The sequence below is a fragment of the Methylobrevis pamukkalensis genome, assembly GCF_001720135.1.
GTDB lineage: Bacteria > Pseudomonadota > Alphaproteobacteria > Rhizobiales > Pleomorphomonadaceae > Methylobrevis > Methylobrevis pamukkalensis.
Genome location: NZ_MCRJ01000021.1, coordinates 1 through 23,841, shown reverse-complemented (window position 1 = coordinate 23,841; position 23,841 = coordinate 1). Strand labels below are relative to the sequence as shown.

Genomic DNA, 23,841 nt, shown 5'->3' with positions numbered 1-23,841 from the left:
GGCTTCTCTGCGGAAAACTCTTCGTCAAATCGATTAAATAAATCTGAAGCCGGCCGAGCCCCCATGCGGGCGTCAGCGGGCGAGCGCGGCGGTCAGCATCGCGTCGTCGACATTCCCGCCGGTGAGCAGCACCACCACGGTCCGTCCGGCAAGGTCGATCTTGCCGGTGAGCACGGCGGCGAGCGCCACCGCCCCGCCCGGCTCGGCGACAAGCTTCAGCCGCCGCGCGGCAAAGGCGACGGCGTCCAGCGCCTCCTCGTCCGACACGCTGACGCCGGAGTGAACGCGCCGGCTGTTGATCGCGAAGGTGCCGATGCCGGGGCGGTCGGCCAGCAGCGCGTCGCAGATCGAGCCGCCGCGCGCGGTGTTGCCGACCCGTTCGCCGGCCGCGATCGAGCGGGCGTGGTCGTCGAAGCCGGCCGGCTCGGCGGTGTGGAGTGCGCAGTCAGGGGCCAGCGTCTCGAGCGCCGTGGCGATGCCGGCGGTGAGACCGCCGCCGCTGGCGTTGACCACCACCGCATCCGGCACGAGGCCGATCTCGGCAAGCTGGCGGCAGAGTTCCAGCCCTGCCGTGCCCTGGCCGGCCATCACGCCCGGATCGTCGAAGGGGTGGACGAAGGTGGACCCGCGTTCGGTCTCGATCGCCCGGGCGATCGCCTCGCGGTCGTCGGTCAGGCGGTCGTAGAGCACCACCTCCGCGCCATAGCCGCGGGTGTTGGCGACCTTCACCGCCGGGGCGTCGGACGGCATCACGATCACCGCGGGCATGCCGAGGATCTTCGCCGCCGCCGCAACGCCCTGGGCGTGGTTGCCCGACGAACAGGCGACGACGCCGGCCGCGCGCCGGTCCTGCGGGATCATCGACAGGCGGTTGAAGGCGCCGCGGAACTTGAACGAGCCGGTGCGCTGCAGGCACTCGGCCTTGACGAACAGCCGCCCGTCGGTCCGGTCGAACACACGCAGCAGCGGGGTCACGACCGCCTCGGCGGCGATGCGGCGGGCGGCGGCCTCGATGTCGGCAAAGACGGGCAGATCCAAGGCAGGCACTCCGCAACGGTCGGGCAGCGGGCGCCGCCCCGCCGGTCAGATGGCGGCCAAGGGTTGCCCGACGTCCTCGCCGTTGGCAAGGCGGATGTTGGTCAGGAACTGCCGGGCGCTCGCCGCCCAGGAATAGGTCAGCGCATGGCGGCGGCAGGCTTCGCGGGACACGCCGAGGGCGCCGAGCGCGGCCTTGCGCAGGTCCTCGTCGAGGACGCCGACCGGATGGTCGCCGATGATGTCGGCCGGCCCCATCACCGGAAAGGCCGCGACCGGCAGGCCGGAGGCGAGCGCTTCGAGCAGCACGTTGCCGAAGGTGTCGGTGCGGCTCGGGAAGACGAAGACGTCGGCGGCCGCATAGTGGCGGGCGAGTTCCTCGCCGAATTTCGCGCCGGTGAACACGACGTCCGGATAGCGGCGCCGCATCGCCTCCAGCATCGGCCCGTCGCCGACGACCACCTTGGTGCCGGGCAGGTCGAGGTCGAGAAAGGCGGCCAGATTCTTTTCCACCGAGACGCGGCCGACATTCATGAAGATCGGGCGCGGCAGGTCGAGGATGCTGTCGGGCCGCGGGCGGAACAGCTCGGCGTCGATCCCGCGCGACCAGCGCATCAGGTTGCGGAAGCCCCGCGCCCTGAGATCGCGGGCGAGGCTGTCGGTCGCCACCATGCAGCCTTCGCTGCTGTTGTGAAACCGCCGCATCAGGGCATAGAGCCAGCTTTGCGGGATCGGCAGCCGCGCCGAGACATATTCGGGAAAGCGGGTGTGGTAGCTCGTCGTGTAGGGAGTGCCGGTCTTGCGGCACCAGCGGCAGGCATAGATGCCGAGCGGCCCCTCGGTGGCGATGTGGACGTAGGACGGCTGGCCCTTGGCGATCTCCCGGGCAAAGCGCCCCGGCAGCGTCAGCGACAGCCGGATTTCCGGGTAGGTCGGACACGGGATGGTCCTGAAGGCCAGTGGCGTCAGCATGGTCACGGTGACGCCCATGCGCTCAAGTTCGGCATTGGTGCGCTCGATCGATCTCACCACGCCGTTGACCTGCGGGTGCCAGGCATCGGTGACGATCGTGATCCGTGTCATGCGGCCGCCTGCGCCGAAGCTGGCGCCGCCAGCAGCGGCACGGTCTCGGTGATCCGCGTCCAGCGGATGATCTCCAGCCGGCCGTCGTGATGCTCGACCAGCGCCGTGCAGCTTTCTACCCAGTCGCCGGTGTTGAGATACTGGATGCCGTCGATGTCGCGGATGGCGGCGTGGTGGATGTGGCCGCAGACCACGCCGTCGGCCCCCAGCCGCCGCGCCTCGCCCGACAGCGCCTGCTCGAAGGCGCCGATGAAGTTGACCGCGTTCTTCACCTTGAGCTTGGCCCAGGCCGACAGCGACCAGTAGGGAAAGCCCAGCTTGCGGCGGATGGTGTTCAGCACCGTGTTGAGATTGAGCGCGCTGACATAGGCCCAGTCGCCGAGGAAGGCGAGCCACTTGGCGTGGCGCACCACGACGTCGAACTGGTCGCCGTGGATGATCAGCAGGCGGCGGCCGTCGGCGGTCTCGTGGATCGCCGTGTCGACGACCTCCACGCCGCCGAAATGGGTGCCGACATAGTCGCGCAGGAACTCGTCGTGATTGCCCGGCAGGTAGATGATGCGCGCGCCCTTGCGGCCCTTGCGCAGCAGCTTCTGCACCACGTCGTTGTGGGCCTGGCTCCAGTACCAGGCGCGCTTCAGCCGCCAGCCGTCGATGATGTCGCCGACGAGATAGATCGTCTCGGCGTCATGCAGGCGCATGAAGTCGAGGAGAAGATCCGCCTGGCAGCCCCGGGTGCCGAGGTGGATGTCGGACAGAAAGATTGCCCGGTAGTGCCGCGCTTCCTGAGACGTCGTCATGCCGCTTTCCATCGGAGCCGTCGGCTTCCCGTTCGCGACCGCAGGACAAGACATCCGGAGGACGACATGACCACGCGATGCTTGCGATCGATGCGCCTCTTCACGCCTTGTCCGGTCGACGACTGCGGAACCGAGGGTCGATCAAGATGAGGGCATGTAATGCGATTCCAGTCTCAGATTTATGACAGGCCTTGTCCTTGATTTGTCACGGCGCATTGGCTGCGCCGGGATCAGCCGCCCAGCGCCCGCAGCGCCACCACGCACGCGACCGCGAGGACGACGACGGCGAGCAGCGGCAGCCGCCGGACCGCGAGGATCGCAACCAGCGCCGCAACGATCTCGGCCGGGCCGGCGGTGGCGCTGGGGGCGATCACCGCGACAAGGACCGCGATCGGCAGGGCATCGAGCGCGGCGCGGACACGGCCGGACGAGGGAATGCGGCCGGCGAGCCAGAGGCCACCGACGCGCGTGAGGTACGTGGCAAGCGCCATGGCGAGGATGGCGGAGAGCGTCGCGGGATCGAAGGTCATGGCCGTGCCTCCACCTTGTCGGGACCGGCGGTGAGGGCGGCGACCGTGACACCGGCCAGCGCGCCGGCGATCACGAACCACGCGCCCTCCACCAGCGCATGCACCGCAATGGCCCCCGCCGCGCTGGCGGCCGCGACGGCAAGGCTCTGCCGCCCCTTCCAGAAGCCGGCGACAAGGCCGATGAAGACGGCGGTGAAGGCAAAGTCGAAGCCGAAGGCGGCCGGATCGTCGACAAGACCGCCAAGCGCGGCGCCAAGCCCCGTCAGCAGCACCCAGTTGAGATAGAGCGGCACGGCGAGCCCGGCATAGAAGGCGGGCGTCAGCGGCCGGTCGAGCGCACGACGCTCGGCCAGCGCCCAGATCTCGTCGGCCATGAAGAACACGGCCAGCAGCCTGCCACCGGATGAAAACCGGTCCAGCTTGCCTGACAGCGAGGCCCCCATCAGCACATGGCGCAGGTTGATCAGCAGCGCGGTCGCGCCCAGCGACAGGGCCGGCGCCGGATGGGTCCAGAGGTCGATGGCGAGGAACTGCGAACTGCCGGCAAACACCAGCGCGCTCATCAGCACCACCTCGGACACGGACAGGCCGCGCGCCACGCCGTTGGCCCCGAGGATCAGCGCGAAGGGAATGACGGCGACGACGAGCGGCAGGATCGCGATCACCCCGGCACGAAAGTCGCCGATGTGGCGGGCAGGCAGGGCAGTCTCGGTCATCGGCGGGATCCGGGTCGTTGGGTCGATGCCCTTCTACGCCCGCCGCCCCTGTCGTTCTTGGACGATATCGATCGTGCGGCCAGGCCCCGCGCCTCACCTCACCCGCGCCGGTAAGCCCCCGGTGCGGTGCCGACCCGCGGCTTGAAGCAGCGGTTGAGATGGCTCTGGTCGAAGAAGCCGCAGGCGAGCGCGACGTCGGCCGGCGCCTCGCCGCGCGCCAGCAGCCGCCGCGCCTCGCGCACCCGGGCGTCCATCAGATAGGCATGCGGCGTCAGCCCGGTCTCGCGCTTGAACAGGCGGATCAGATGGTCGCGCGACAGGCCGGCAAGCTCGGCGAGACGGCCGAGATCCGGATCGGTCGCGAGCGAGGCGTCGAGAAACTCGCGCACGCGGCGCATGGCGGGACCGTGGGCCGAAAGCCGGCCGGCGGGACGGTCGAGGCGGGCATGGCGGCGCAGCAGATGCGCGTAGACCTCCACCAGGGCTTCCTCGCCGGCAAGACCGTCGGGGTCGGCTTCCAGCTTCAGGTGCGCGTCCAGAAACATCCGCGCCGCCTGCGGGTCGGGCACGACGCAGGCGGCAAAATACGGCGCGGCCGCGTCGTCCCGATCCGTGACCTCGGCGGCGACGCTGCGCAGCAGGTCGATCGAGGGATAGGTCATCCGGTAGGCATAGCCCTCCCCGGCCGGCTCCCCGTCGTGGACCTCACCCGGGTTGACGAAGCAGAGCGAGCCCGGCCCGGCATAGTGGCGCACGCCGTTCAGCCGCCAGGTCTCGCAGCCGGCGAGAATGATGCCGACCACGTAGGTGTCGTGGGTGTGCGGCTCGTAGCGATGGCGGCGGAAGGCAGCCGTCAGGCCTTCCAGCCGGTCGTGGCGCTCGGCCCGGAAGAATTTCGCCCGGTCGCGGCCACCGATCAGTGCGGGATCGAGCGCGGCCGATTGTTCGATCGTGTCCATGCGCGCAGCATAGCCGAACCGGCGGCGAACGGCATCCGTCCACCGCCGGCCAGGCGTGTCAGAGCAAGGCGATCAGTGAAGGCCGGGCGCCGGGGCGCCCTCCTTGTCGTGGCTGGCGAAGCGGTCGACCATGCTCGCGCTGGCCTCGTTGAGGCCGATGACCGTGACGGCCGCGCCCCTGCCGCGCAGCTTCATCACCGCCTTGTCGAGCGCGCCGATCGCGGAGATGTCCCAGAAATGCGCGTCGCGCAGATCGATGGTCACCTGCTGCGGCCGGGCGTCGAAGTCGAAGGCGGCAAGGAAGCTCTCGGTGGAGGCAAAGAAGATCTGGCCGCGCACGAGATAGGTGACCGCCCTGCCCTCGTCGGCCTCGCGCTTCTCCACGGCCACCAGCCGCGCCACCTTGCCGGCGAAGAACACGCCGGACAGCAGCACGCCGACCAGCACGCCCTTGGCAAGATCATGGGTGGCGACGACGGTGACGACGGTTGCCAGCATGACCACCGACGAGGCGCGCGGATTGCGGCGCAGGTCCGTGATCGAGCGCCAGGAGAAGGTGCCGATCGACACCATGATCATCACCGCGACCAGCGCGGCCATGGGGATGATCCGCACCAGATCGTCGAGAACGAGGATCAGGAACAAGAGGAAGGCGCCGGCGACGAAGGACGACAGGCGTCCGCGCCCGCCGGACGAGACGTTGATCACCGACTGGCCGATCATGGCGCAGCCGCCCATGCCGCCGATCATCGCCGAGGCGATGTTGCCGGCGCCCTGGCCGACGCATTCGCGGCTCTTGTTGCTCGGCGTGTCGGTCATGTCGTCGACGATCTGCGCGGTCAGCAGCGATTCCAGCAGGCCGACGGCGGCAAGCGCCAGCGAATAGGGCAGGATGATCTGCAGCGTTTCCAGCGTGAGCGGCACCTGCGGCAGGGCGAACACCGGCAGCGCCGACGGCAGTTCGCCGAGATCGCCCACCGTGCGCAGGTCCATGCCGAACCACCAGGCGACCGCCGTCAGCGCGGCGATGGCCACCAGCGGCGAGGGAATCGCCCGGGTCAGATAGGGAAAGAGGTAGATGATGCCGAGGCGGCCGCGATCATCACGTAGGTCGCCACCGGCACGCCGACGAGCTCGGGCACCTGCGCCATGAAGATCAGGATCGCCAGCGCGTTGACGAAGCCGGTGATCACCGAACGCGAGACGAAGCGCATCAGCCGGCCGAGCTTGATCCAGCCGGCGACGATCTGGATCAGGCCCATCAGGATGGTGGCGGCGAACAGATAGTCGAGGCCGTGGTCGCGGATCAGGCCGACCATCAGCACGGCGGTCGCGGCCGTGGCGGCCGAGATCATGCCCGGCCGGCCGCCGACGACGGCGGTGACGCAGGCGATGGCGAAGGAGGCGTAGAGGCCGACCTTGGGGTCGACGCCGGCGATGACCGAAAAGCCGATCGCCTCGGGAATGAGCGCAAGCGCGACGACGATGCCGGAGAGGATGTCACCGCGAATGTTGCCGAACCACTCCCGGCGATAGGAGGACAATGCTGTCATGAGAAGGATTTTTCCACGATGGATGCCGTCCGCGCGAAGGCGGATGAGAAACGGGGCATGATCGGGTTGTCCGGCGGTTCGGCGGCCGGAAGAGCCACCCGGAATTTCACCGGGTCCATGTGATGTGGGTTACATAGACGAAGCACTTGCCGCAGCGCAACAGGCAATCCCGCATGGCGGCTGGCCATGCGTCCGGCACATGACCCGCAATGGCGCCCGCGCTAGCCGCCGAAGCGGTAGCGCACCGCGGCGGTGAGAATGTCCACCGAGGCCTCGAGGTCGCCGCCGTAGCCGACCATGCCCGTGGCCGGATTGCCGGGCATCGCGATGCCGCTGTCGGACACGAGGATCCGGGTGTAGGCGACGTCGATCGACAGCGCGTCGGTTGCCTCGTAGCTGGCGCCGACCGACAGCCAGAACCGGTCGTCGTCCGGCAACCGCATCGAGCGGTGGGCATCCTGCACCGGCGACCATTCGTAGGCGACGCCGCTGCGCAGGGTCAGCCGATCGGTGGCGGCATATTCGCCGCCGACCGACAGGAACCAGCCGTCGGCATACTGGAAGTCGAGCAGCGAGGTGGTGCGGCCGTCGTCGGCCACCACCGGCACGGTGCCGATGCGGTCCCAGTTGGCCCACTCCGCCCCGCCAAGGAGGGTGAAGCGGTCGGAGATCTTCTGGCGCAGGCCGAGCGTCACCGTTTCGGGCACGGTCACCTCGGCGGTGATGTCCTGCCGCGACAGCACGGCGCCGGAGGTGGTGCGCAGCGTCTGCGTTCCGTCCAGCGCGTGGCTGATCGGCGAGCGATAGCCGAGGCCGATCTCGGTGCCCTCCCAGGGCGTCAGCGTGATCCCGGCCACGGCGCCGATGTCGAGGTCGCTGCCCTCGATCTTGCCGACGCCGAAGGTCGACGGCCCGATCATTGGCATGCGCGACAGCTCGACCGAGGCATGCTGGAGCGTGACGCCGGCGCCGATGCTCACCATGTCGTTGATCTTCCAGGCGGCCACCGGCGTGACGGCGATCGCCTGCATGCCGGCTTCCAGATGATCGGTCTGGCCCACCCACGGCGTGTCCGCCTTGGTGCCGAGACCGAAGGGCGCGTTGACCGACAGGCCGAGATGCAGCCCGTCCTGCGCCTCGAAGGCCGCGTAGAAGGACGGCAGCCACGCCGCGATGCCGACATCTCCGCCGTTGCCGAAGCCGGAGGCCGCCAGCGGGCTCTGCGCCGGATCGGTCTCGAAGGTCGCATGGGGCGCGATCAGCGACAGGCCGTTCTCGGCGACGAGGCCCTTGTGCGCCGTGATCGTCGCCGGGTTCCAGAACATGGCGGACGGCCCGTGACCGGGCGCCGCGGCCCCGGCAAAGCTCACCCCTTGAGATTCGGCCGACTGCTCGCGCAGGGCAAAGGCGCCGGCCACTGCCTCGGTGGCAATGAAGGGCAGCACCAGCGCGGTCGTAGACAGGAACAGGGCCTTGGATGTCATCGTCGCGTCCACATCGGATGTCCTGCGGCACGGTCCTTCAGGAGCTGCCACGGCCTTTTCTGACGACAACTATGATTGACGCATACTCCGATACCAAGACTTAAATGCAGAAACCGCATAAAATTAGATATTATACGTAGCGAAATTCGATAATTTTTATGATTGCCTAAGTAATAAATTGTTAATGATTTAATGATTTTGCAGATCAACGAGATTTCGACGACGCGGTTTGCCGATCTCGATGTGCGGGAGGCTGGGCCTGTCTCGGACATGCCGGTTTGCCCGGCCTTGACGGACAGGCCTTGCCTTGAGCTCTCAGTCGTCCGCCGCCGGCCAGAGCGCGTGAAAATGATGCACCGGGCCGTGGCCACCGCCGATGGCCAGCCCGTCGGCGGCCACGATCGCCGCCGTCAGCCAGACCTTGGCTTCCGCCACCGCCTGCGGCAGGGCGAGGCCCTTCGCAAGGCCTGCGGCAATCGCCGAGGACAGGGTGCAGCCGGTGCCGTGGGTGTTCTGCGTGGCATGGCGCGGCGCCGTGAACCACTCGGTGCCCGCCGCGGTGACCAGCACGTCCGCGCTGTCCGCCTCCGTTCCGTGCCCGCCCTTGACCAGAACTGCGCCGGCGCCGAGCGCCCGCAACGCATGGGCCTGACGCTCCATGTCGGCGCGGGTCACGGCCTGCGGTTCGTCCAGCAGCCGCGCGGCTTCGGGAAGGTTCGGCGTCAGCAGCATTGCGCGCGGCAGCAGCAGCTCGCGCAGGGTCGCGACCGCGTCGTCGCGCAGCAGCGGATCCCCGCTCGCGGCGATCATCACCGGGTCGAGCACTACCCGCCGCTCGCCGAAGGCATCGAGGCCGGCGCGACCGCGCGGATCACGTCCGGATCGGCGAGCATGCCGATCTTCACGGCATCGACTGCCAGATCGGAGAACACCGCGTCGATCTGCGCGCGCACGAAGGCCGGCGGCACGGCGTGGATGCCGGTCACGCCGCGGGTGTTCTGGGCGGTGAGCGCGGTCAGCACGCTGGCGCCATAGACGCCGAGCGCGGAGAAGGTCTTGAGATCGGCCTGGATGCCGGCCCCTCCCCCCGAATCGGAGCCGGCGATGGTCACGGCGATGGCGGTCATCCTCGTCGTCCTCTTTATTCTGCGGGCGTCCCTCGGCCGGACGGCGCTCCCTTGCACGGGGCGGGCGGTCGTGATCGACTGCCGCCGATCCGAACCATGCCCACGTCTCGTTCCCACGGGAGGCTCCGGCCGATGAAGCCGTTCTTCGTTCTCGTCAAATGCCAGCTCGGCAAGTCCTACCAGGTGGCCGCGGCGATCGCCGACGCCGAGATCGCCTCGGAGGTCTATTCGACGGCCGGCGACTACGATCTTCTCGCGAAGTTCTATGTCGAGGACGACGCCGACATCGGCCATTTCGTCAACGAGAAGCTCCACGTGATTCCCGGCATCGCCGACACGCGCACCATTCCGACCTTCAAGGCGTTCTGATTCAGGACGCTCGTGCCTGATCGCGCGTCCAGGTGCCGCGGGCGCCGAGCCACTGGGTGAGCCTTGCCTCCGGCGAGGCGGCGGCGAGCACGTCGGAGACGACCGCCACGCTGTCGGCGCCCGCGGCGAACACGCCCGGCGCCCGTTCCAGCGTGATGCCGCCGATGCCGACCAGCGGAATGTCGATCTTCGCCTTCCAGCGCGCCACGCGGTCCAGCCCCTGCGGCTTCCACGGCATCACCTTGAGCGTCGTCTCGTAGACCGGGCCGAGGGCGACATAGTCGGGCTGCACCGACAGCGCGGTCTCCAGTTCCTCGTCGGAATGGGTGGAGATGCCGAGCTTGAGGCCATACTTCCGGATCGCCGCGACGTCGGCCTCGACCAGATCCTCCTGGCCGAGATGCACCCACGGCGCGCCGAGGTCGATCGCCGCCTGCCAGTGATCGTTCACCACCAGCGTGCAGCCGGCCGCCCGGCACAGCGCCACCGCCTCGGCGATCTCGGCGCGCACGGCCTCCTCGGGCCGGTCCTTGAGGCGCATCTGCACGAACTTCAGCCCGAGCGGCAGGAAGCGGGGCAGCCAGTCGGTACGGTCGACGATGAGATAGAAGCGGTCGAGATCTGTCACGGGTCGGGTTTCCTGATCCTCTGATCGGGCGGATTCGGGTCCGCCCTGTTTCCTTGCCCCTCCCCTCGCGGGAGAGGAGGACGTCACCACGCGCGGCCCGCCGGCCTCACCCTGCGAAGGGCGAGAACGGCGCGCCGAACACCGGCGTCGAGGCATGGGCGAGGTCGTGCTGCTCCATGATGCCGGCGAGGAAGCCGAGGCGGCCGGCCTCGATCGCCCGCCCGAAGGCATCGGCCATCGCCGGGGGATCGCCCGCCGTCGCCACCGCGGTGTTGAGCAGGATGCCGTCGTAGCCGAGTTCCATCGCCGCCGTCGCGTGGCTCGGCGCGCCGAGGCCGGCGCGACGATCAGCGGCACGCCCGGCACGTGGGCGCGCAGCAGGCCGAGGGCATAGGGGTTGTTGAGGCCACGGCCCGAGCCGATCGGCGAGCCCCACGGCATCAGCACCTTGCAGCCGGCCTCCAGCAGCCGGTCGGCGAGCACGAGGTCGTCGGTCATGTAGGGAAACACCTCGAAGCCCTGGGCGCAGAGCTCGCGCGCCGCCTCGACGAGGCCGAAGGGATCGGGCTGCAGCGTGGCGTCGTCGCCGATCACCTCGAGCTTGATCCACGGGGTGCCGAACACCTCGCGGGCCATCAGCGCGGTCTTGATCGCCTCGCGCGCGCCATGGCAGCCGGCGGTGTTGGGCAGCACCTTCACGCCGAGGTCGCGCACCAGCTGCCAGAAGGCATGGCCGGCCTTGTCGCCGCCGGTCGATTCCCGGCGCAGCGACACGGTGACGATCTCGGCGCCGGAGCGCTCCACCGCGCGGCGCAGATGGTCGGGCGAAGGATAGCGCGCGGTGCCGAGCAGGAAGCGGCTTCTGACCTTCGTGCCGTAGAGGTCGAGGGTGTCTTCGGTCGTCATCATCATCCTCCCTGTCGCGGGCTGAACACCTCGATCCGGTCGCCCTCGGCGATCGGCGTGTCGACGCGTTCGCCGCGGGGCACGAACTCGCCGTTGAGCGCGGTCGCGACGATCTCCGGATCGAACTCGGCGGCCACGACGAAGGCGGCGAGCGTCGTCGCCTCCGTCTCAGTCGCCTCGCCGTTGAGCTCTATGCGCATGTCAGCACCTCATGTTCCTGAACGGTCCCGGTGATCCGGCCGACGACGATCTCGGCCATCGCCGGCGCGATCAGCCAGCCGTGGCGGTAGAGACCGTTGACCGCGATCACGCGGCCAGTGTCGACGATCCGCGGCTCGTTGCCGGGAAAGGCCGGCCGGAGGCCGACGTTGAATTCGATGATCTCGGCGTCGCCGAAGGCCGGATGCACCGCATAGGCCTGAGTCAGCAACTCGCCCGCCGAGCGCACGGTCACCGCCTCGCCGGCGTCCGATTCGACCGTTGTCGCGCCGATCATGTGGATGCCGTCACCGCGCGGCACGACATAGAGCGGATGGCGATGGTGAAGCAGCCGCACCGGGCGGTTGAGCGCCACATCCGGCGCCCGGATCACCGCCATCTCGCCCTTGACGCCGCGCAGGTCGGCGAAGCGGTCGCGGGCGCCAAGGCCACGGCAGTCGGCGATGCGGCCTTCGCGCAGCATCCCGATGTCGCCGGTCCAGCCGAAATGGGTCCGCGTCCCGCCGCGCTCCAGTTCGCCGAGCATCGCCGGCATCACCTCGCGCGGGTTGAGATGGCCCTCGCCCGGATAGAACAGGCCGGTGCGGTAGCGGCCGGCAAGGTCCGGTTCCAGCAGCTTGATCTCGGCCGCATCCACCGCCTCGTGACCTTCGGTCAGCCGGGCAAACCGCTGCAGGCCGGCCAGATCGCGCGGCGGAGCGACCACCAGCGTGCCCTCGGTGCCCACGTTGCGGTGCAACGACGGCCAGATCCGCATCGAGCGCAGGCCGAGGCGGACGACATCGTCCTCGGCACCCTCGGCCTCGCAATAGGGGGCCAGCATGCCGCCGGCGCGCCAGGCGGCGGAACTGGAGAGATCGCGGCCGCCCTGCTCGTAGAGCGCGACGGTAAGGCCCGCGCGCATCGCCATCAGCGCGGTCACGAGACCGGCCGCACCCGCGCCGACGACGGCAAGGTCGGCAGCTGTGCCTGTGGCGGAAGGGGAAGTGCTCACGTCGCCTCGCTCGCGAGGGACGACTGCGGAAACGCGAAGGTTTTCCGATCGACGTCCCTACGCTGGAATGACCCAGATCAGGTTCTAAGGGTGCATCTCAGCCCGTATCCGGGCGCCCCTCGTCACGATCGGAATGTGAGTTGGCACTGGCACAATGTCAAGGCGGCGGGCCGGGTTTGTCCCGGCTCGCTGCCATGTGCACGATCGGGGTCGTCAGCCGGCGCGGAGCATGGCCACGAAGTCGACGACCTCGCGCTGGAGCACGTCGGACTGCTGGTTGAGCGCGCCCGACAGGCCCATCAGCTGGGTGGAGGCGGCGCCCGTCATCTCGGCCGCCGTGCCGACGCCGGCGATGTTGCGGGTCACCTCTGCGGCGCCGCTTGCCGCACGGTGGGTGTTGACGGCGATCTCGTTGGTGGCAGCGCCCTGCTCTTCCACGGCCGCCGAAATCGACTGCGTCGCAGACTGGATCGTGCCGATCGTCTCGACGATACGGCCGATGGAGACGACCGACGTGTTGGTCGCCGACTGGATTTCCGCGATCTTGGCGGAGATGTCGCCGGTGGCCTTGGCCGTCTGTGTCGCCAGATCCTTCACCTCGGCCGCCACCACGGCAAAGCCCCGGCCGGCCTCGCCGGCGCGGGCCGCCTCGATCGTCGCGTTGAGCGCGAGGAGATTGGTCTGGGCTGCAATGTTGCTGATGAGTTCGACGACCTCGCCGATCTGCTGGGCCGCCGACGAGAGCTGCTGCACGTTGCGGCTGCTCGTCTCCGCCTCGCTCGCGGCCTCCCGGGCGATGCGTGACGAGTTGACCACCTGCTCGCCGATCTCATGGATCGAGGCAGTCAGTTCCTCCGCCCCGGCCGCGACGGTCTGGACGTTGACCGAGGCTTCCTCGGCGGCCCCGGCCACGGCCTGCGACTGGCGGGCCGTCTCCTCGGCAGTCGCCGAGAGATTGCGGGCAGCATCCGCCACTTCCGCGGACGAGGCGCCGAAGGATCGCGCCAGCGCGCCCATCTTCGCCTCGAACTGCGCGGCGATCGCATGGCGCTCGGCGACGATCTTGGCGGCGCTGCGCTTGTCGGCCTCGATCTGCTCGGCCCGCAGCCGCTCGGTCTCGACGAGGCTGTCGCGGAAGGTGCCCAATGCGGCCGCAAGCGCGCCGAGTTCGTCGCGCCGTCCGATGAACGGGATCGACGTGGTGAGCGCGCCCCCGGCGATGCTGCGCATCGCGGCCGTGATCCGCACCAGCGGCCCCGTGACGCCGAAGACGACATAGGCCAGGCAGAGCGCACCGGTGACCGTCGAAAGGCCGGCGGCGATGATCGTTTCGGTCGTCACCGTCTCGTAGGTGGCCTCGCTCTCGGCATTGGCCGCCTTGGCCCCGGCGTCGTTGAGATCGATGAGCGCCACGAGATCGGCCGACGCCTCGTTGAACCGGTCGCGCATGCCGTTCATGTAGAAGGCGGCGGCTTCGGTCTTCTTGCCGGCCGACGACAGGGCGAGCAGCTCGCGGTGCCGGCCGGCATAGGCCGTCCAGGCCTCGCTGAAGCGGGCATAGCCGCTGCGCTCCTCCGCGGACGAGATCAACGGCTCGTAGCGCTGGCGCAGGGCGGCGATCGCCTTGCCCATCGCATCGATGTCGGCCTCGGCCCTCGCCATCGCCTCGGCATCCGGCGACAGTACATGGGCGCCCTCGGCGATCCGGTAGTCGGACACCGCCGTGTTGAGCCGATTGAGCGTGTCCACGCTCGGCAGCAAGTTGTCGGCAATCAACTGCGTGTCGTGATTGAGCGTCGCGGCGCCGCGGAAGGCGATCCACGACAGGCCAAGCGTCGCGACGATCAGGGACAGTGTGAGGAAAATGAGTGTGGTTCTGACAGAGGCCCGCATGCGCGCGCTCCAGGTTGCTGGTTTCGGGCACAAGTATGGCCCTCAATGTTAAACTTCGTATAATTCCAAGAACAATGTCGCTGAAAACGTAGTTTTCCGGATACCGCATATTCATAATACGATCAGAGCGTTCATCCGACGTCTTGATGACTGAGGCACGTTGCAAAGTAAGCCGCATCCACAACGACACGTGGAGGCCAGGACTGCAACAGCAGCGGGCTGAGCCCGGCCGGACTCACAGCGGCGTGTTGGCCTTGCGGGCCTTCTCGCGCCGGATGCCGAGCTGGTGCTCGCGCCAGATGACGAAGACGCCGGCGCCGATCACGATCGCCGATCCGGCCAGCACCGCCAGCGTCGGCACGTCGCCGAAGACGAAGAAGCCGAGCAGGATCACCCACAGCATGTTGACGTAGTGAAGGGCGCGATCACCGAGGCTTCCGCGTAGCGGTAGCTCTGGGTGAGCAGTACCTGTCCCAGGCCGCCGAACAGGCCGATCGCGGCAAGCAGACCCCATTCGTGCGGTGTCGGCATCACCCAGCCGAAGGGCGCCGTCAGCAGCGCGATGCCCGAGGCCGAGATCATGAAGTAGAACACGATCGCCCCGGTGTGCTCGGTGCCGGACATGCGGCGGATGGAGATCATCGCCAGCGCCGCGAACACCGCCGAGAAGAAGGCCATCAGCGCGCCGATCGATTCGCCGTCGCCGGAGAGGTGGCTGAGATCGGACATGTGCTGCCCGAGCACCAGAAGCACGCCGAGAAAACCGACGATCACCGCCGTCCAGCGGTAGGCGCGCACCTGCTCGCCGAGCAGCAGCGCGGCAAGCGCGGTGGTCATCAGCGGCGCGGCATAGTTGATCGCGGTCACGTCCGGCAAGGGCAGCCGGGCGAGCGAGCCGAACCAGAAGAACATGCTGACGGTGCCGGCAAAGGCGCGCAGGACATGGCTGAACGGCGCCTTCGTCTTCAGGGCGACCGGCAGTTCGCGCCGCAACGCCAGCCAGACCAGCAGCGGCACGATGCCGAGCAGCGAGCGCGCGAACACCACCTCGCCGAGCGGCAGCCGCTCCGAGACGAGCTTCACCAGCGCCATCGTCACGGCGAAGAAGGCCGTGGAGGCGACCTTCATCAGGATACCGATCAGGGGATTGGGCACGGGAAGCATCCGTCTGCGGAGGAGCATGCGCCTGCCGGTCCGACCGGATCGTCAGGCCGACGGCGATGCGCAACGCGGCAAGGGGACCTTATGACCCCTCCCCTCCACTGGCATCAAGCGGCGTTGAGCGCATGCCAGACCCGCGACGGCGTTGCCGGCATGTCGATGTGGCGGATGCCCCTGGCGGCATCCAGCGCATCGACCACGGCATTCATCACCGCCGGCGTGGCGCCGATGGTGCCGGCCTCGCCCGCGCCCTTGATCCCCAGCATGTTGGTGATCGATGGCACGTTGCGGGTCTCGAAGCGGATCGACGGCATGTCGTCGGCGCGCGGCATCGCATAGTCGAGGAAGGAGGCGGTGACGAGCTGGCCGCTCTCGTCGTAGATCGCCGCCTCGTGCAGCGCCTGGCCGATCGACTGGGCGATGCCGCCGTGCACCTGCCCTTCGAGCAGCAGCGGATTCACGGTGACGCCGAAGTCGTCGACGACCGTGTAGCCGACGATGGTGGTCGCGCCCGTCTCCGGGTCGATCTCCACCTCGCAGACATGGGTGCCGTTCGGATAGGTCGCGCCGTCCTGCTGGAAATTGCCGTGGGCCTTCAGCTTCGCCTTGCCGGGCGTGGAGGCGGCAAGCTCGGCAAGGCTCACCGAACGGTCGGTGCCGACGATCCGCACCGTGCCGTCGACGAGTTCCAGGTCGGCGGCCGAGGTTTCCAGCCGCTCGGCCGCGAGCTGGCGGATCTGCTCGACGAGCACCTTCGAGGCGATGTCGACGGAGGCAAGGCCGAGCGGGATCGAGCGAGAGCCACCGGTGCCCTCGCCGGTGCGCACCCGGTCGGTGTCGCCCTGCACCGTCTCCACCTTGTCGAGGTCGAGGCCGAGATATTTGGCGATCAGCTGTCCATAGGCGGTGGCGTGGCCCTGGCCGTTCGACTGGGTGCCGATGTAGAGCGTGGCGCTGCCGTCGTCGTTGAGCACGACATTGGCTTCTTCGGAGCCCGGGAAGGCGCAGATTTCCACATAGGTGGCAAGGCCGATGCCGCGCAGCCGACCCTTGGCCCGGCTTTTCGCCCGCCGCGCCGCAAAGCCGTCGAAGTCGGCCTGCTCGAGCGCGAGCGCCAGATGGGCGTCGAACTCGCCGCTGTCGTAATACTGACCGGTGACGGTGGTGTAGGGCATCTTCTGCGGCGGGATGAAGTTGCGCCGGCGGATCTCGACCTGGCCGAGGCCGGTCTCGCGGCCGGCAAGATCGATCAGCCGCTCGATCAGATAGGCGGCCTCCGGGCGGCCGGCGCCGCGGTAGGCGTCGGTCGGCGTGGTGTTGGTGAAGACGCCGCGCACCTTCATGAACCAGACGGGAATGTCGTAGAGCCCCGTCGCCATCATCAGCGCGCCCTCGGGAATGAACGGGCCGAACTGATGGAGATAGGCGCCCATCGCCGCGACGAGATCCACCTGCAGCGCGAGGATGCGGCCCTCGGCGTCGAGCGCGATCCGGCCGGTGGTGACATTGTCGCGGCCGTGCGAATCGATGACGAAATGATCGCCGCGGTCGCCGGTCCATTTCACCGGCGCGCCGAGGGTCTTGGCCGCATGCAGCACCAGCGGATGCTCGCTGTAGACGAAATTCTTGGTGCCGAAGCCGCCGCCCACATCCGGCGTCACCACGCGAATGAGACTCTCGTCGACCTTGAGGATGTCGTCGGCGAGGATCTTGCGCATGCTGTGACCGCCCTGGGTGCCGGTCGTCAGCGTGTAGCGGCCGGTGGCGGCGTCATATTCGCCGATGGCCCCGCGCGTTTCCATGTAGTTGGCAACGACCCGCTGGTTGACCAGCGACAGTTCCACCACCCGGGCCGCCCCCGCGAACACCCGCTCCGTCTCGGCCGCGTCGCCCCCGTGATACTCGAAGGCAAGGTTGGAGCCCTTCTCCGGCCAGATCACCGGCGCATCCGGATCGAGCGCCGCGGCGGTATCCACCACCACGTCCAGCGGATCGTAGTCGATCATCAGGGCTTCGGCCGCATCCCGCGCCGCGCTGGCCGTCTCGGCGACGACGAAGGCGATCGGATCGCCCACATGCCGTACGCGGCCATCGGCCAGCACCGGATGGGGCGGCGCCGTCAGCCGGCTGCCGTCGGCAAGCTCCATGTTCGCCTGGCACGGCAGGCCGCCGAGGTCGGCGATGTCGGCCGCCGTCCACACCAGCTTCACTCCGGGCATCGCCCGGACCTCGTCGATCCCCTCGACCGTGATGTCCGCATGGGCCATCTGCGAGCGCAGCACGAAGCCGTGCAGCGTGCCGTCCGGGGTGATGTCGTCGGTGTAGCGGCCGGTGCCGGTGATCAGCGCCGGATCCTCGCGCCGCCGCACGGGCGCGCCGATACCGTATTTGGCGGGCTTCTTCGCGCTCATGATCGATCCTTTCCGGGAAGGGGCCGGTGCGGCCGGAACTGTCCGGGCGGGGCGCCGGGGAACAACTGGACAGGTGACCAGACCTATCGCCGCTGGCGCCGCCGGGCAAGAGCGTCAGGAGATGGCGGCCATTCCGCAGCGGCGGCCGTGCCGTCACACCGCCGTCTCGCGAGGGACGGTTCAGAGGGATGGTGCGGAGGTGTCGGTCGCGGGGACGCGGTCAAGGCAGTCGGCAAGAGCCAGCGTGCCGCCGACGGCGCGGCGCACCTCGCGCTTGCCCCAGCGTTCGCACGGCCGGCGCAGCAGCCGGGCGAGCGGCAGCAGGATCCGCAGAACCTTCCGCAGCGCCTCGCGCACGTCGGGCCGGATGGCGGCAGCGTAGTGGTCCATCACTGCGCCCGTGGCCGCTTCGTCGCGCGTGCCGTCGTGAACCTGCAGGGCCAGCAGCCAGACATCGCGCGCCGCCGCGGGCGAAAAGGCCATCACGGTCGTCGGCGCCTCCTCGAAATCGAGGAAGCCGATCTCTTCGCCGTTCCAGGTGAAGTCGCGCAGGCTCGGGCGGCCATGGACGAGGCCGACCGCATGCAGCCGGGCCAGCGTCGCGGCGGCCGCGCAAAGCCCGCGGTGGAACTCGTCGCGCGCGGGGCCGGGATCGCGCACCACCTGACGAGCCAGCGTCGGGCCGAGATCGGAGAGCACCAGCGCGCGCGAGGACGCATAGACGATCTCCGGCACGCGGAAGCCGGCCTCGCGCAGCACGACGATCATGCCGATCTCGCGGGCAACCGCCGCTGCCCCGCGCGTCGGCGGCACCGGACGCAGGAAATCGAGCGGCACCAGCAGGGCCAGCAGCCGCTGCAGGGCAAGCCAGACCGGACGGCCCGCCTTGTTGGCGCGCTTGATCCACAGCGTTTGACCGGCATGATCGATCCGCTCGACCCGAGGGCCGGCCGCGTCCGCGCGCCGGACGATCTCCGGATCGGCGCTGTCTTGGGTACCGATCAGAAGATCGGTGTTTGCAGGAACGGGTCCGGTCGCGTGAAATGAAAAAGAGCGATCTTCCATCGTGCGATCATAACGCCGATGCGGAAGATATCGATCCTTTGCCGGCAGATGATCCCGTAAAAGTTGCCTAAGCGAAAATCTCAATAAAACTCAAAGGTTTCAATATTCAACACCGGCCACTGCCGGGCCGTTTCCTTGCGCTGCGATGTGTCCCCACCTCGAGTCAAATGACCGTGCCGGACGGGATGCGGACGTGATGGGTGCCCATTGCAGGCCGGAGGCGCAGCCGGGCATACGCCTGGACCTCCGGCCTTGCGGCAAGGATCACCCGAACACGCTGGCGCCATCCTCCGCCCGGCCGACGACGCGGCGGAAGGAGGCGAACAGGTCGCGGCCGATGCCCCATTCGTTGTCCGACAGGTCGGCGACCGCCGGCACGCGCGCGTCCCACTCGGCGGCATCCACCAGCACTTCCAGCGTGCCGGCGGTGGCGTCGAGACGGATCATGTCGCCGTCCATGACCTTGGCGATCGGCCCGCCGTGGGCCGCCTCGGGCGTGACGTGGATCGCCGCCGGCACCTTGCCGGAGGCGCCCGACATGCGCCCGTCGGTGACGAGCGCCACGCGGCGGCCGCGGTCCTGCAGCACGCCGAGCGCCGGGGTGAGCTTGTGCAGTTCCGGCATGCCGTTGGCCTTCGGGCCCTGGAAGCGGATCACGGCGACGAAGTCGCGGTCGAGCTTGCCGGCCTTGAACGCGTCCTGCATCTCCTCCTGGCTGTGGAAGACGACCGCCGGGGCCTCGATCACGTGGCGATCGGGCTTCACCGCCGAGATCTTGATCACCGAGCGGCCGATGTTGCCGTCGAGCAGCTTGAGCCCGCCGGAGGCCTGGAACGGCGCGGAGGCCGGCCGCAGCACGGACTCGTCGCCGCTGACGCCGTCGATCGGCTGCCACTTCACCGAGCCGTCGGGATCGAGCTTCGGCTCGACCTTGTAGCCGTCGAGGCCGGTGCCCCACACGGTCTTGACGTCCTTGTGGACGAGGCCCTCGTCCAGCAGCGTCGAGATCAGGAAGCCCATGCCGCCGGCGGCGTGGAAGTGGTTCACGTCGGCCATGCCGTTCGGATAGACGCGGGCGACCAGCGGGGTGATGTCCGAGAGATCGGAAAAATCGTCCCAGGTCAGCGTGATGCCCGCCGCCTTGGCCATGGCGATCAGATGCATGGTGTGGTTGGTCGACCCGCCGGTGGCATTGAGGCCGACGACGCCGTTGACCACCGCCTTCTCGTCGATCACCTCGGCGATCGGGGTATACTGGTTGCCGGTCGCGGTCAGCGACAGGGCGCGCCGGGCGGCCTCGCGGGTCAGCGCGTCGCGCAGCGGCGTGTTCGGGTTGACGAAGGACGAGCCCGGCAGATGCAGGCCCATGATCTCCATCAGCATCTGGTTGGAGTTGGCCGTGCCGTAGAAGGTGCAGGTGCCCGGCCCGTGATAGGAGGCGCTCTCGGAGGCGAGCAGTTCGGCGCGGCCGACCTTGCCTTCGGCGTAGAGCTGGCGGGTCTTGGCCTTCTCGTCGTTGGTGATGCCGCTGGTCATCGGCCCGGCCGGGATGAACACCGTCGGCAGATGGCCGAAGGACAGCGCCGCGATCAGCAGGCCCGGCACGATCTTGTCGCAGACCCCGAGGAACACGGCCGCGTCGAACATGTCGTGGCTGAGCCCGACCGCCGCCGACATGGCGATGATGTCGCGCGAGAACAGCGACAGTTCCATGCCGGTCTGGCCCTGGGTGACGCCGTCGCACATCGCCGGCACGCCGCCGGCCACCTGCGCCACCGCGCCCATCTCGCGCGCCGCCGCGCGGATCAGCTCCGGGTAGCCCTCGAAGCTGATGCGCCGACAGCATGTCGTTGTAGGAGGTGATGATGGCAAGGTTCGGCACCACGTCGCCCTGCAGCGCGGCCTTGTCCGACGTGCCGCAGGCGGCAAAGCCGTGGGCGAGGTTTCCGCAGGCAAGGCGCGAGCGCCGCGGCCCCTTCAGCGCCTGCGCCTGCGTGCGCTCCAGATAGCGCATCCGGCCGTCATGCGAGCGTTTCGCGATGCGTTCGGTGACTTCCCCGATCCGGGCGTTGAGGGTCATGGCGGTCATCCTTGAGTTGGGCGCCTTGCGGCGAGGTCGCGCGCCTTGCGTCACATGCGGCCGGCGGCCGCGAAACAGTCGGTTACCGGCACCAGAACACCGGCAGGTCCGGAACGGCGGCGAACACGGCCCGCACCGGCATCTCGTGGGCATCGGTCGCGGCGATCGCGCTGTCGAGCACGCGCCGCTTGCCCTCCCCCTCGATATGGAGCGCGATCGGCGCGCACCAGCCAGCGGCGGCAGGGTAAAGGTGATGCGCGGCTCGCCGGCGCCCGGCGCGTTCATCGGTGACAGCAGCGCTTGGCCCTTCGGGTCGAGGCAGGCCTCCAGCCGGTCGCCGCCGGGAAAGAAGGAGGCCGTGTGGCCGTCGTCGCCCATGCCCAGCACCACCGCCGAAAACGGAATCGCCAGCGCACCGGCCGCCGCCGTGACGGCGGCAAGCCCCGCCTCGGGCGTCGGCGCGCCGGTGAAGAGCGGCACGAAGGTGGCCGCCGCGGCCGGGCCGGTGAGCAGGCCGGCCCGCAGGGTGGCCGCGTTGGAGCGGTCGGAGGTCTCGGGCACCCAGCGTTCGTCGACGAGGGTGACCGTCACCTTCGACCAGTCGAGGCTCTTGCCCGCCAGCGCGGCGAAGAAGCGCTTCGGCGTGCGCCCGCCCGACAGCGCCAGCGAAGCGGCGCCGCGCGCGGCGATGTCCGCCGCCGCGCCCTCGGCGACGAAGTCGGCAAGGGCGTCGGCGAGCAGGTCGGGAGAGGCGTAGGTCAGGAGTTCCATGTCGGCGTTCATCCCCTCGCCCGCCTCATTCCATCGTCAGCGACTTCTCGTGCCACTCGCGCGCCGGATTGCCGATGCGGATCAGGTCGCGCGCCTCGTCCGGCCCCCAGGAGCCGGCCATGTAGGGCTTCGGCGGCTTGTCGCTGGCCGCCCAGGCGTCGAGGATCGGGTCGATCCACGTCCAGGCCTGCTCCACCTCGTCGCGGCGCATGAACAGGGTGGCATTGCCGCGGATCACGTCCAGCAGCAGCCGCTCGTAGGCGTCCGGGTTGCGCACCTTGAAGGCGGCGGCAAAGCTCATGTCGAGCGCGACGCGCTTGAGGCGCATGCCGCCCGGGCCCGGGTCCTTGATCATCAGCCACAGCTTCACGCCCTCGTCGGGCTGCAGGCGGATGACGAGTTCGTTGGCCGGCACGCCCTCCTCGCCGTCGAAGATCGAATGCGGGATCGCCTTGAACGAGACGATGATCTCCGAAACGCGGGTGGCGAGGCGCTTGCCGGTGCGCAGGTAGAAGGGCACGCCGGCCCAGCGCCAGTTGTTCACCTCGGCCTTGATGGCGACGAAGGTCTCGGTGCGGCTCTGCTTGTTCGACACCTCGTCGAGATAGGCCGGAACGACGCCGGCCCGGTCGACGCCGGACTTGTACTGGCCGCGGACGGTGCAGTTGTTGACCTCCCGCGTGTCGATGGGTTTGAGCGATTTGAGGACCTTCAGCTTCTCGTCGCGCACCGCGTCGGCGTCCATCGACGACGGCGGCTCCATGGCGACGAGGCAGAGCAGCTGCAGGATGTGGTTCTGCACCATGTCGCGCAGCGCGCCGGAGGTGTCGTAGTAGTCGCCGCGCCCCTCGACGCCGAGCGATTCCGCCACGGTGATCTGCACATGCTCGATATGCGCGCTGTTCCACAGCGGCTCGAACAGGGCGTTGGCAAAGCGCAGCGCCATCAGGTTCTGCACCGTCTCCTTCCCGAGATAATGGTCGATGCGGTAGATCTGCTCCTCGGCAAAGATCCGGCCGACCGCGTCGTTGGTGGCGCGCGCCGACTTCAGGTTCTTGCCGAGCGGCTTCTCGACGACGACCCGCGTCTTCTCGGTGATGAGGTTGTGCTTGCCGATCTGCTCGCAGATCGGGCCGAACAGGTCCGGGCTGGTGGCGAGATAGAAGGCACGGATGCGCTCCTTGCCCTCCTCCAGCGTGGTCGCCAGATCGGCCCAGCCGGCATCCGTGGTCGCGTCGGCGCCCACATAGCGGATGCGCGCGAGGAACTTCGCCACCACCTTGCGGTCGAGTTCCTCGGGCTTCAGATACGCCTCCAGCGCCTCCTTGACCATCTCGCGATAGGCCTTGTCGGACTGCGGCCGCCGCGAAACGCCGATGATCCGCGCTTCCTCGGGAATCTGGCCGTCGAGATCGCGGTGATAGAGGGCGGGGAGCAACTTGCGGCGGGCAAGATCGCCGGTGGCACCGAACACGACATAGTCGAAGGGATCGACGACGATGATGCGGCTGGTCATGACGCTCCTTGAGATCGGGCGATGTTGTTCTGTGCATCCGGCGCCGCGAACCGGCAACGAGCGCGCCGGTTGCAACATCCTTCAAGCAACGACAATGCCACACACCGCCCACAGCGGATATCCGTCCGGAGATCCCCTCGGCGGCACGAAGCCTGTCCTCCGATCGAGGACATACACCATCCTCTGCACCGGGTGAACATATTTTCGCGACGCGATCAAATGTGCAGGACGCCCGCGTGTCCCGGCAGACGGCCTCTCACGCTCCACGGCCCCCAACCGACAGTCCGTGTCTCAGTCAAGAACACGCGAAGTTCGATACGACCGCCTGAAGCGGCGTCAGACGAACGCTGCACCGCCCCGGGGATGCGACGACAGGAATGTCTTCATGCTGAACGGCCTGGATAATTCCCGAGATACGCGCGCAGAAGCAGCCCATAAAGTCCAAACGGAATTCCGCCGGACAGGGTTGCCGCTATTAGAAAAAAGCCGGTCCCACCGTCGGTCGCCCTCTCGCCGAACCATGCAATCAACAACCCGAGCC

Annotated in this window: 16 protein-coding genes, 6 pseudogenes, 1 riboswitch and 1 other annotated feature; of the genes and pseudogenes, 1 reads left to right on the top strand and 21 read right to left on the bottom strand. The window is 68.6% G+C overall.

Features of this window, described 5'->3' with window-relative positions; all coding sequences use genetic code 11:
- Positions 1–72 precede the first annotated feature (72 nt).
- The 9 genes and pseudogenes from A6302_RS05445 to thiD form a co-directional block, all read right to left on the bottom strand.
- Positions 73–1,038 carry a threonine ammonia-lyase gene (locus tag A6302_RS05445; protein ID WP_069306195.1) on the bottom strand — a complete coding sequence of 322 codons (966 nt, stop codon included), beginning with the start codon at positions 1,036–1,038 and terminating at the stop codon, positions 73–75.
- Between the two features lie 45 nt (positions 1,039–1,083).
- On the bottom strand, positions 1,084–2,118 hold the full coding sequence (locus A6302_RS05440) for a glycosyltransferase family 4 protein (protein ID WP_069306194.1): 1,035 nt from the start codon (positions 2,116–2,118) through the stop codon (positions 1,084–1,086).
- Positions 2,115–2,918, bottom strand: a complete 804-nt coding sequence (locus tag A6302_RS05435; RefSeq protein ID WP_069306212.1) for a UDP-2,3-diacylglucosamine diphosphatase — start codon at positions 2,916–2,918, stop codon at positions 2,115–2,117. Before A6302_RS05435 ends, A6302_RS05440 begins: the two co-directional genes overlap by 4 nt.
- A gap of 230 nt (positions 2,919–3,148) precedes the next feature.
- Positions 3,149–3,448: an AzlD family protein gene (locus A6302_RS05430; RefSeq protein ID WP_069306193.1), complete on the bottom strand. Its 300-nt coding sequence runs from the start codon at positions 3,446–3,448 to the stop codon at positions 3,149–3,151.
- Positions 3,445–4,164 (bottom strand): AzlC family ABC transporter permease, encoded by a 720-nt coding sequence (locus tag A6302_RS05425; protein WP_069306192.1) that lies wholly within the window; start codon positions 4,162–4,164, stop codon positions 3,445–3,447. Before A6302_RS05425 ends, A6302_RS05430 begins: the two co-directional genes overlap by 4 nt.
- A gap of 98 nt (positions 4,165–4,262) precedes the next feature.
- On the bottom strand, positions 4,263–5,123 hold the full coding sequence (locus A6302_RS05420; protein ID WP_069306191.1) for an AraC family transcriptional regulator: 861 nt from the start codon (positions 5,121–5,123) through the stop codon (positions 4,263–4,265).
- 72 nt (positions 5,124–5,195) lie between these two features.
- Positions 5,196–6,676, bottom strand: a pseudogene (locus tag A6302_RS05415) (SulP family inorganic anion transporter).
- 64 nt (positions 6,677–6,740) lie between these two features.
- Positions 6,741–6,796: a sequence feature (sul1 is cis-regulatory element that is thought to sense ions involved in sulfur or methionine metabolism; They are found in Alphaproteobacteria), on the bottom strand.
- Between the two features lie 101 nt (positions 6,797–6,897).
- Entirely contained in the window at positions 6,898–8,160 is a 1,263-nt protein-coding gene (locus tag A6302_RS05410) for an OmpP1/FadL family transporter (RefSeq protein WP_069306211.1), read from the bottom strand.
- 315 nt (positions 8,161–8,475) lie between these two features.
- Positions 8,476–9,287 (bottom strand): annotated as a pseudogene (gene thiD / locus A6302_RS05405) (bifunctional hydroxymethylpyrimidine kinase/phosphomethylpyrimidine kinase).
- Positions 9,288–9,419: 132 nt separating this feature from the next.
- Between thiD and A6302_RS05400 the strand changes: the two are divergent.
- Positions 9,420–9,656 (top strand): Lrp/AsnC ligand binding domain-containing protein, encoded by a 237-nt coding sequence (locus tag A6302_RS05400; protein WP_069306190.1) that lies wholly within the window; start codon positions 9,420–9,422, stop codon positions 9,654–9,656.
- 1 nt (position 9,657) lies between these two features.
- Here the strand turns inward: A6302_RS05400 and A6302_RS05395 are convergent.
- From A6302_RS05395 to zwf, 12 genes and pseudogenes are all read right to left on the bottom strand, one after another.
- Positions 9,658–10,266 (bottom strand): annotated as a pseudogene (locus A6302_RS05395) (thiamine phosphate synthase); the annotation flags it as partial.
- A 124-nt stretch (positions 10,267–10,390) separates the two neighbouring features.
- Positions 10,391–11,190: pseudogene (locus A6302_RS05390) on the bottom strand (thiazole synthase).
- 2 nt (positions 11,191–11,192) lie between these two features.
- Positions 11,193–11,390: a sulfur carrier protein ThiS gene (gene thiS / locus A6302_RS05385; RefSeq protein WP_069306188.1), complete on the bottom strand. Its 198-nt coding sequence runs from the start codon at positions 11,388–11,390 to the stop codon at positions 11,193–11,195.
- Positions 11,381–12,403, bottom strand: a complete 1,023-nt coding sequence (locus tag A6302_RS05380) for an FAD-dependent oxidoreductase (RefSeq protein WP_083255543.1) — start codon at positions 12,401–12,403, stop codon at positions 11,381–11,383. Before A6302_RS05380 ends, thiS begins: the two co-directional genes overlap by 10 nt.
- A 37-nt stretch (positions 12,404–12,440) precedes the next feature.
- A riboswitch (TPP riboswitch) is annotated at positions 12,441–12,533 on the bottom strand.
- 83 nt (positions 12,534–12,616) lie between these two features.
- Positions 12,617–14,296, bottom strand: a complete 1,680-nt coding sequence (locus tag A6302_RS05375; protein WP_069306187.1) for a methyl-accepting chemotaxis protein — start codon at positions 14,294–14,296, stop codon at positions 12,617–12,619.
- A 235-nt stretch (positions 14,297–14,531) separates the two neighbouring features.
- Positions 14,532–14,699: a hypothetical protein gene (locus A6302_RS25650; RefSeq protein ID WP_342586221.1), complete on the bottom strand. Its 168-nt coding sequence runs from the start codon at positions 14,697–14,699 to the stop codon at positions 14,532–14,534.
- The gene (locus A6302_RS05370; protein ID WP_342586220.1) at positions 14,687–15,451 is read right to left on the bottom strand and encodes a DMT family transporter; all 765 of its coding nucleotides are present in this window, start codon (positions 15,449–15,451) and stop codon (positions 14,687–14,689) included. Before A6302_RS05370 ends, A6302_RS25650 begins: the two co-directional genes overlap by 13 nt.
- A 113-nt stretch (positions 15,452–15,564) precedes the next feature.
- Positions 15,565–17,868: a xanthine dehydrogenase family protein molybdopterin-binding subunit gene (locus tag A6302_RS05365; protein WP_069306186.1), complete on the bottom strand. Its 2,304-nt coding sequence runs from the start codon at positions 17,866–17,868 to the stop codon at positions 15,565–15,567.
- A gap of 180 nt (positions 17,869–18,048) precedes the next feature.
- Entirely contained in the window at positions 18,049–18,933 is an 885-nt protein-coding gene (locus A6302_RS05360; RefSeq protein WP_069306185.1) for a BUD32 family EKC/KEOPS complex subunit, read from the bottom strand.
- 264 nt (positions 18,934–19,197) lie between these two features.
- A pseudogene (gene edd / locus A6302_RS05355) lies at positions 19,198–21,013 on the bottom strand (phosphogluconate dehydratase).
- An 82-nt stretch (positions 21,014–21,095) separates the two neighbouring features.
- Positions 21,096–21,796 (bottom strand): annotated as a pseudogene (gene pgl / locus A6302_RS21065) (6-phosphogluconolactonase).
- A 13-nt stretch (positions 21,797–21,809) separates the two neighbouring features.
- The gene (gene zwf / locus A6302_RS05350; protein ID WP_069306184.1) at positions 21,810–23,300 is read right to left on the bottom strand and encodes a glucose-6-phosphate dehydrogenase; all 1,491 of its coding nucleotides are present in this window, start codon (positions 23,298–23,300) and stop codon (positions 21,810–21,812) included.
- Positions 23,301–23,841: the final 541 nt, after the last annotated feature.